Origin of the sequence: Streptomyces guryensis (genome assembly GCF_021261325.1) — a bacterium.
Classification (GTDB): Bacteria; Actinomycetota; Actinomycetes; order Streptomycetales; family Streptomycetaceae; genus Streptomyces; species Streptomyces guryensis.
The window spans coordinates 509,486-518,434 of record NZ_JAJSBI010000004.1 but is presented as its reverse complement, the minus strand read 5'-3'; the positions used below and the strand labels follow the sequence as shown (position 1 = coordinate 518,434).

General features: G+C 69.2%; 5 protein-coding genes and 1 pseudogene. 3 read left to right on the top strand and 3 right to left on the bottom strand.

All coding sequences use genetic code 11. The annotated features are described in order from the left end of the window. Positions 1-38 precede the first annotated feature (38 nt). Positions 39-356 carry a hypothetical protein gene (locus LJ657_RS11875; RefSeq protein ID WP_232648409.1) on the bottom strand — a complete coding sequence of 106 codons (318 nt, stop codon included), beginning with the start codon at positions 354-356 and terminating at the stop codon, positions 39-41. A gap of 704 nt (positions 357-1,060) precedes the next feature. On the opposite strand from LJ657_RS11875, the pseudogene LJ657_RS11870 reads away from it, so the two are divergent. Both LJ657_RS11870 and LJ657_RS11865 read left to right on the top strand, forming a co-directional pair. After that, positions 1,061-1,291, top strand: a pseudogene (locus LJ657_RS11870) (helix-turn-helix domain-containing protein); the annotation flags it as partial. A gap of 228 nt (positions 1,292-1,519) precedes the next feature. Then, positions 1,520-2,554, top strand: coding sequence for a sulfotransferase (locus LJ657_RS11865; RefSeq protein WP_232648408.1), 1,035 nt, complete (start codon positions 1,520-1,522; stop codon positions 2,552-2,554). Between the two features lie 57 nt (positions 2,555-2,611). Here the strand turns inward: LJ657_RS11865 and LJ657_RS11860 are convergent, their stop codons facing one another. Together LJ657_RS11860 and LJ657_RS11855 are read right to left on the bottom strand one after the other, a co-directional pair. Then, a complete protein-coding gene (locus tag LJ657_RS11860; RefSeq protein WP_232648407.1) occupies positions 2,612-5,230 on the bottom strand; it encodes an alpha-L-arabinofuranosidase family protein in 2,619 nt (872 codons plus the stop codon). A 475-nt stretch (positions 5,231-5,705) separates the two neighbouring features. Next, on the bottom strand, positions 5,706-7,163 hold the full coding sequence (locus tag LJ657_RS11855) for an arabinofuranosidase catalytic domain-containing protein (protein WP_232648406.1): 1,458 nt from the start codon (positions 7,161-7,163) through the stop codon (positions 5,706-5,708). A gap of 646 nt (positions 7,164-7,809) precedes the next feature. Between LJ657_RS11855 and LJ657_RS11850 the strand changes: the two genes are divergently transcribed. Further along, positions 7,810-8,823: a LacI family DNA-binding transcriptional regulator gene (locus LJ657_RS11850; RefSeq protein WP_232648432.1), complete on the top strand. Its 1,014-nt coding sequence runs from the start codon at positions 7,810-7,812 to the stop codon at positions 8,821-8,823. Positions 8,824-8,949: the final 126 nt, after the last annotated feature.

Here is an 8,949-nt window from a genome sequence, read left to right as displayed (position 1 = left end):
AACGGCGCCTCTCGGGCCCGGTGGCACCACCCCCCAGGTCATCCCTTCGACAGGGGGGAACAGCCATGCCGGGCCCGGAGGCCAGCGGTCCCATTGCAGGACCGCAGAAAACATAACGGGGGCGAGTACAGCAGTTCGTGCAGGGTGGCGATGTGGGCCTCGACTGCTTGCGGGTCGTGGCCCAGCGTGCTGTCGAATTGGTCGTCGAAGGTGCAGAACCAGCCCACGAAGCTGCATCCCAGGTCCAGGTCCGGGCTGCCGCAGGCGTGAAACCAGCGGGCGGCGACGTCTTCGGGGTGCCAGCTGCGGTAGTGCTCGACGGTCGTTTCGCCGGCCAGGAGTCCGGTCCGGCGCATCCATGTGATGTGGCGTTCCAGGGCTGCGGCCGCGTCGGGGTGGCGCTGGGACGGTGATCGGCATCCAGATCCCGTCGTCCGTTCTTCGGCGCGTCCGCTGTGCGCGCCGCCCGGACGAAGCCACCCCATCCTGATCCTGTGGTGTGGACATGGGTTCCTCCTGCGGGGCCGATGCCGCGCCAAGGGCTCACACACATCCGTGATGCAACGGGGCCCTGCGGGATCGGCTGCAACCAGTAGATCAGGCCGCCTGGCCGGCCACGAGGCGCATCGGGGGTTCTGTAAGTTGAACGTCTGGGTCTGAAGTGGTCCGCCGACAGCCACGGTTGGTACATCATGCGCCGTGGAGCGGCGCAGTGCGCCCGGCCCCTTCGGAGATGATCTTGTCGTGGCTTAGGGTTGCCCGTAAACGATCTTCGGTCGGTGTGGCGGCGGTCCTCCGGCGCGACGGTGATCTTGTGCAGGCGGACGATACCGAGCATGACGGCTGCACGTAGGCTTCCTCCTGGCTCGGCCTAGTCACTGGGGCAGGCTCGCCTGGGGTGATTTATCTGATCGCTCGTCATCGGTCTGTGGCTGCGGTATCAGTGGCTCGCCGGGTGGGCAGAGCTCTTGGGCTGGTCGCCGCTGCGGCGGCTGCGCTGCTGTTGTCGCCTTTCGTACTCGAGGACATCTCCGGCTCCAAAGGGGGTGGACTGGAACAGGTGGTGTGCTACTGGCGCACGAACCTGACAATGTGCCAGCTGGCCCTGCTGTTCGGTATTTCGAAGTCTGCGGCAGGCCGGATCATCGATCACCTCGGCCCGCTCATGTCCCTGCAGCCGCGGCGCCGGTTTTCCAAGGGCACCGTGCTGATCGTGGACGGTACCCTCGTGCCCACCCGTGACCACACGGTCGCCGAGCGGTCGAAGACATGTCATGTGGGTCTGCCGCACGATCGAGAGCGCCTGTCTCACAGTGTCACGCAGGCCGTCGAGTCCGTCTTACGACTTGGCCGGACCAGGGGGGCGAGACCGGTGTAGGCCTTGCGGCCTGCAGTCGGCCGTGGGAGCCCCAGCAGGCAGGCACCCCGTTGCACCGTAAAGTGGCGTCGTTACCGAGTTGGACGGCACGCACATACGTGAACGGCCCCCGAGGATCGGCGGACCACCCGGAAGGTGACCATGCGTTCCTTGACCTTCGTCATCGGCACCGGCCGCAGCGGCTCGACCGCGCTGTCACGCATCCTCAACGCCCACCCGGACGTACTGAGTCTCAACGAGTTCATGGCCTCGGTGGGCGACGCGGCCTTCCCGAAAGGGGAGTTGACCGGTGAGGAGTTCTGGCAGACGCTCTTCAGGCCCGCCCCGCACTTCGAGCGGATGATCCGTAGTGGGCTGCCGTTGCCGGAGTTCCTCTACACGCGTCGGCCCGGGAGATACACCGCGGAGCCAACGGGCATCCCCGCGCTCTCCCTCATGGTGCTACCCCACCTCACGGACGACCCGGACGGGCTTCTCGACGAACTCGGTGCGGCGGTGGTCCGGTGGCCCGAACGGGTCGCTGCCGAGCACCACCGGGCACTGTTCGGCCTGCTGTGCGCGCGGTTCGGGCGGACCGCCGTCGTGGAGCGGTCCGGGTACTCGACCGGCTGGGCGCCAGGACTTCGGACTGCGTTCCCGCACGCGAGGTTCGTGCACATGTTCAGGGACGGGCCGGACTGTGCCCTGTCCATGAGCCGCCATCCCGGGTACCGCACCATCTCACTGCTGCGCGAGATCAAGGCACAAGCCCGCGTCGACAGTTTGGGTGACCTTACGCCCGAGCGTGTGCGTGCGCTGCCCGCGGACCTGGCCCCGCTGCTCGACGAGCGCTTCGATCCTGCCCTCGTGCGCGATCGGGACATCCCTCTGCGGACGTTCGGCTCGCTGTGGTCGGAGCTCGTCACCGAGGGCACGCGGTTCCTCGGTGAGTTGCCCTCCGACCAGCGCAGCACGCTCTCGTACGAGAACCTCCTGGACCGTACGGACGAGGAGTTGACCCGCCTGGCCGACTTCATCGGCGTCGCGCCCCGGCCCGAGTGGCTGCTCGCTGCATGTGAACTGCTCGACCACAGTCGCCGCGGTTCCGCCCGGCGGCTGCCCGCGGCCGAACTCGACGAACTCAGCGAGAGCTGCGCGCCAGGCACCCGTGTGCTGGAGGGACGGCCGGGGCGCTGACCGGGTGTGCTCGTAGGGCGTCCGCGTCCCACAGGGGACGCGGACGCCCGCGCGGTGTCAGGCCAGGGTCAGTTCCAGGACCGTGACGGAGAGCGCCGGCACAGTGCTGGTGAATCTCGCCGCCGCGCCCGTGACCGTGCTGGTCCTGGGTGCGAGGGTGTCGGGGGAGGCGAGGGTGTTGGTGGTGGTGCGTGAAGGGCCCGTCAGGACGGTGGCCGTGGCGTTCTTCCTGACGCCCTTCGGCAGGCCCTTCAGCTCGATCGGCACGGTCGCCTTCTCCGTCCCGGAGTTGACCACCGCGAGGTAGAGACGGTTTCCGGCCCGGGTGGCGACCGTGGCCACGGCGGGCAGCGCGCGTGCGGTGGCCGGCAGCACCGTGTTGCCCAGCTTGCTCGTCAGCATGTGCTGCGCCCAGTAGCTGGGCGAGACGTAGCTGGTGACGTTGTCGTAGGCGATCAGGTTGGTGGCCCACACGTTGTTCTTGACGTGGGAGAAGAGCGGGGCGTAGCACTCCATCAGGACCTGGTCCGAGTTGCGGATCAGGCCGGCAAGCCAGGCGGCGTCGCCGAGTGCGGCGTTGAGGTCGGGTGTGGGGCGGCCCTCCTGCGCGGCCCATTCCCCGACGAAGACCTTGGTCGAAGCGCGGTCCCGGTTGTCGTACTTGTGGGTGGCGGCCTGGGCAGCGGACGGTGCGAGGTAGTAGTGCTCGTCGATCAGGTCCGGCGTGCGGCTCGTCACCGTCGTCGTGGCGATCAGCTTCAGGTGCGGGTACTTCGCCTTGATGGCGTCGTGGAAGGCCGTGAACCGGGCGTCGTAGGAGCCCGAGGAGTCGAACCAGTCCTCGTTGCCGATCTCCACGAACTCCAGCGGGAACGGCTTCGGGTGGCCGTCGGCCGCGCGCTTCGCGCCCCAGGTGCTGGTCACGGGACCGGTGACGTACTCGATCTCGTCGAGGGCGTCCTGGATGTACGGCTTGAGGGCGTCGCCGGTGACGTGTTCGCCCTTCAGCGTGTAGCCGGCGAACACGGCGAGGACCGGCTGGGCGTGCATGTCCTCGACCCATTGCAGGTATTCGAGGAGTCCGAGGCCGTCCGTGGACCAGTAGCCCCAGGCGTCGTCCATGTGGCCGGGGCGCTCCCAGACGGGGCCGATGGTGTTCTTCCAGTTGAAGCGGGTCGCGATCGTGTTGCCCTCCAGGAAGTTTCCGCCGGGGAAGCGCAGGAACTTCGGCTTCAGGGCGACCAGCTTCTCCATCAGGTCGATGCGCAGGCCGTTGGGGCGGTTGTTGTAGGTGGGCGGGAAGAGGGAGACGTGCTGGAGCCAGAGCGTCTCGCCCGAGGCGGTGGGGTCGGCCGTGGTGACGGTCAGCCTCGCGTCGCCGGTCACGGGGGCGCCCGAACCGGTGCGCAGGGTCAGTTCGAAGGGGCGGCCGGGGAACGCGGTGCCGATGTGGGGCACATGGGCGGACGCGTACACCGTCGCGCCGTCCGCCGACTCGATGGCCACCGTGAGGGGGCCGATCCGACGCGACGCTTTGGCGAAGAGGCGGGCGGTGTAGGTGGTTCGGGGGCGCACGGGAATGCCCCAGAATCCGTCGTTGGCCACCCCGGCCCGGTTGCCCGGTCCGGTACCGGTCGGCAGTACGACCTTGAGGGAACGGGTGAGGACGTCGTTGAGGGGCGTGGTGGTGTCGAGCGCGAGGGTTGTACCGCCGACCGCGGACCAGTGCACAGGTGAGGTGTCGCTGGCCATCATCGAGCGGTTCTGCACCAGTTCGGCGTAGATGCCGCCCTCGCCGGAGTGGTTGATGTCCTCGAACATCAGGCCGGGAAGGATGGGGGACACGGCGTGCGCGGGGTGGGCCACGTCCACGCTCAGCAGGGGTGTCGTGGACTCCACCGGCACCCCTGCCAGCGTGGCGACCTGGTCGGAGGTGAGGGCGGTCGGGAACATCCACACGTCGTCGATCAGGCCGTGCCACTGGTCGACGTGTCCGCCGCCGTAGAGCGCCCGGCCGATCGCGGTGTCGCCGGTGCCGGCCCAGCCCGCGGTGTAGTCGGCCTGGCCTTCCAGTACACCGTTGACGTAGAGGCGGGTGACGCCGGCCGAGGGGTCGCTGACGCCGACCAGATGGGTCCAGGTGCCGGTGGTGGGGGCCGAGGCGGCGGCCGCCACCGCGGCACCCTGGGTGGCGTCCGAGTCGAGCCGGGCGAAGGCGAAGGTGCCGGTGTCGTCCCGCAGCCCCAGGTAGAAGGCGCTGACCACCTTGCCGTCGATGCTGACGGCGGTCTGGTAGCCGCCCAGCTGACTGAGGTTGACCCAGGCGGCCACCGAGAACGCCTTGGAGGTGTCGAGCGCGGGCCCGGAGGCAGCGGCGTCGCCGCCCGCCGTGAGGTTCAGGCTGTGGGCGCCGACCTTGCCGGTGTCCCAGCCGGCCGCGCCCTGGAGGGCCGCCGCGTGACCGTTGCCGGAGGCGTCGGCGGCGGCGGTACCGGAGCCCTCGTCGAAGGTCCAGTGGGCGGCCGCGGCGGGGAGGTCCGCGGCGGTGGCGTCCGTGGCCACACCGGAGCGCTCGGCGGCCCGGGCCGGAGCGGCGGCGGCGAACGTCCCGGCCAGGGAGGCGGCGCCGAGGGCTGTCAGGACGGTTCTGCGGGGGAGTCCGGCTTGTGAAGGCATGCGGGGGTTCCTTTGCGAGACGGATTCATCGGGACAGGGGCAACTGCTGCGGTTCATCGGGGCGGGGACGACTGCTGCGGATTCATTGGGGCGGGGACGACTGCTGCGGATGGCATCGGGGCGGGCAACTGCTGCGGATGCATCGGGACAGGGACAGCTGCGTGGGGCGTGGCCGGGGGAGAGGAGGATGAGCCGGGGGGAAAGGGGAGGTGAGCCCCTGCCGTGGCGCGTGGCGCGTGGCGCGTTGCGCGTTGCGCATGGCACGTGGCGACCGCGTCCGGCGGCAGCCGTGTGTGCGCGGGCAGTGCGGGCAGCCAGATGCCCAGGGGCCCGACCGCGGACCAGTGCGCTGCGAGCCCGCTGTGGAGGGAGCCGGGCGGGCAGTCGGGAGGCCCGTCCGTCGACCGCTCTCCGGTACGGGCCGATGGTCCGCCGTCGGAGAGGCCGGCGGACCATCGGCGAGCGGGTCGTCGGGTCAGGGGGCGATGTCCCACTGCTGGCAGGCGTTGTCCAGCTGGGCCCACTGGCGGACGAGCGTGCCGTTCGCGGTGCCGCAGTTGGTCACGTCGAGCGTCATTCCGCTGTTGACATTGCTGATCGTGTAGTGGCCGCCGGCCGGGGTGACGTCCCACTGCTGGCAGGTGTTGCCCAGGGACGCCCAGAGCTGTGTCGCGGTGCCGTTGCCGATGCCGCAGTTCTTGTCGTCCAGGACGGTGCCGCTGTTGACGTTGGTGATGGTGTAGTGGCCGTTGCCCGCGCCGGCGAACTTCCACTGCTGGCAGGTGTTGCCCAGGGAGGCCCACAGCTGCACCGCTGTGCCGTTCGCCGTCCCGCAGTTCTGGGCGTCCAGCACCTTGCCGCTGTTGGTGTTGGTCAGCCGGTAGGCGGTGCCGGTGACCGGGAAGGTCTGGGCGGCCTGGGTGTAGCCGACCGAGACGATGTTGGACTGCACGGCGTTGTCCGCCGCGTCGGTCGGGTAGCCCGCGGTCATGACGCCCTCGAAGAACGAGCCGTCGGACCAGTTGCTGTCGTCACCACCGGTGCCCAGGACGATGGCGCCCTCCTTGGACATCGGGATGTAGCCGCCGGTGGTCGGCAGGCTGCCGTTGTAGTCGGTCTTGAGGGAGCCCGACTGGGCGTTGCCGTCCTTGATGGCGTAGGTGCTGGTGCCGTTGTTCTTCAGCAGCGCCGTGACGAACGCGCTGGAGTTGCCCGTGTTGTTGCTGTTGGTGCCGTTGCCGCCGGCGAACAGGCCGTTCTCCAGGTCGCCCATGACCCAGGGGCCGGAGCCGGAGCAGGGCGAGAACCAGCACTCGGTGCCGAAGTTGACGGCGTCCATGTGGCCGTTGCCGGTGTCCTTGCTGTTGGTCTCGGCGTTGCCGTAGTCGAAGCAGCAGTTGCCGTCGACGTGGTGGCCGCTGGTGACCATGTAGGTGCCCTCCGGCTGGCTGCCGGTGGCGACGCCGTTGGTGCTGTTGTCGCGGTAGCCGACGCCCGCCTGGACGGAGACGCCGTAGACCTTGTGGCCGCCGGCCGTCACGGGCAGGGCGTTGGCGATGGCACCGACGTCCTGCCCGCCGTTGCCGCCCGGACCCTCGACGGTGAGGTGGTTGCCCTTGCCGCTCTGGTCGAAGATCTCGGTGATGACGCACTCGGTGCCGGAGCAGAAGGAGTCCTGGGCCGCGGCGTTGGCGTAGCCGCCGGCGCTGAGCGTCCCGATGTTCGTCGTGGCGTTGTCGGAGAGGCGCTTGACCTGGTAGAGCGCTCCGCTGTACGAGGCGAGCAGCGCCCGCGTGGTGCTGTGCGCGGCGACACAGGGCGTGCCCGCGGCGGCGTAGACGTCACACGGGAGGGACGAGGCGGCCTGGGCCGTGCCCGCGGTGCCGATGGTCGCGGCCAGAATGCCGGCGACGAGTGCGAGAACCGCACCCACCACCCTCAGGCGGAGACCTGCCAGGTGTCTGACTATCACTGTGAACCTCTTCCGTCTTGCGTTCTTCGCCGGCCCGGCGTCACGTGCGCAGGGAATTGTGGGCGCTAACAATCGAGGCTGTCGGATGCCACCGCTCATCCGAACTGTCTGGGGATGGAGAGGGGAGGCGAGATGGGCGGAGCGCTTGCTGCTCTGATCGAGCCGTGTCGCCGGGCGTGATTCCGCAGGTGAGAGGGGTGGTCTCCATCGGGGCGTTGCGCACGTGGCGTTCTGGGGCGGTGGGGGTGATCGCCCGGTCTCGCGACTCCGTCTTTTTACGCCGGGATGAACAGCAGGTCAACTCTGTTGAGCAGTCAAGAAAGTGGAAACAGTAGGTGTGAACTCCGTCTGTTTCGGCATCCGTGCTTGGCCCGGTGGATCTCCTTCTGAGGTCGAATCCGCTGGTCACCGTGCCATTGGCGCTCTGGTGGCTCCGTCGGTACGCCGAGAACGAGCCGTTCGGAAGCCTTGACCCCGGCGGATTGTGTGCGCTAACAATTCCTCCGCAGCGGGTCGACTCTCACTCGGAGGAGCACCCGATCGGAAACATCGGAAACAATGGCAGCGACGAAGGGGGTGGATCGTGGACACGGAACGCGCACCGGTGATGTCGGACGTGGCCCGGCTCGCGGGCGTCTCGCACCAGACCGTCTCGCGGGTCCTCCATGACCACCCGAACGTGCGGTCCGCCACCAGGGACAGGGTGCTCGCCGCGGTCCGCGAACTCGGCTACCGCCCCAACGCCGCCGCCCGCACCCTGGCGACCCGCCGCACCCGCACCCTGGGTGTCATCAGCTTCAACACCACGCTGTATGGCCCGGCCTGCATGCTCTACGGCATCGAACAGGCGGCCAGGCAGCACGAGTACTTCGTCACCGTGGCCGCCGTCGGCGCTCTCGACCGGCGTTCGGTACTGGACGCCGTCGACCGGCTTCGGGGCCAGGGCGTGGAGGGCATCGTCGTGATCGCGCCGCAGACCGCCGCGGTCGGCGCGCTGGCGAACGTACCGCCGGACGTGCCCCTGCTCGCGGTCGGCTGTGGCACCCACACCGAACTGGCCTCGGTCGCCGTGGACAACGAAGCGGGCGCCGAGCTCGCCACCAACTACCTGCTCGACCTCGGCCATCGCACGGTGCACCACCTGGTCGGGCCGCGTTCCTGGCTCGACGCGCAGGAGCGAGAGGCCGGATGGCGCAGCGCCCTGGAAAAGAGGGGCGTTCCGGTGACCGAACCGCTGGCCGGCGCCGACTGGACGGCCGGCACCGGATACGAACTCGGTCGACGGATCGCCGCCGACCCCGAGGTCACGGCGGTGTTCTGCGCCAACGACCACATGGCCCTCGGTCTGCTGCGGGCCCTCCAGCAGGCGGGGCGCAGAGTGCCCGAGGACATCAGCGTCGTCGGGTTCGACAACATGCCGGAGACCGAGTACTTCGGCCCCTCGCTGACCAGCGTCCACCAGGATTTCGACGAACTCGGCCGACGTGCCGTACGCGCGCTGATCGAGACCGTCGGCGCCCCCGAGGCAGGGCTCCCGGCGGCTGACGAGACACCTCACATCGTCATCCCGCCCACGCTCGTGGTGCGCACCTCGGCGACCCGCCCCCGCGCCCGCCCCTGAAAGGGAGGTCCGAAATGGGCCGTTACCGGTCGGCATGACCGCCCGCGCATCCGGCAGTGATCACATCACACGCCGGGACGTCCACCCGACGTCAGCCACGGACCAGCTGCAACTCGGCCACCAACC

Bases quoted from the DNA above. Each gene is read 5' to 3' on its own strand.
- LJ657_RS11875 (WP_232648409.1), bottom strand. From the start codon at position 356: ATGCGCCGGACCGGACTCCTGGCCGGCGAAACGACCGTCGAGCACTAC.
- LJ657_RS11865 (WP_232648408.1), top strand. From the start codon at position 1,520: ATGCGTTCCTTGACCTTCGTCATCGGCACCGGCCGCAGCGGCTCGACC.
- LJ657_RS11860 (WP_232648407.1), bottom strand. From the start codon at position 5,230: ATGCCTTCACAAGCCGGACTCCCCCGCAGAACCGTCCTGACAGCCCTC.
- LJ657_RS11850 (WP_232648432.1), top strand. From the start codon at position 7,810: ATGTCGGACGTGGCCCGGCTCGCGGGCGTCTCGCACCAGACCGTCTCG.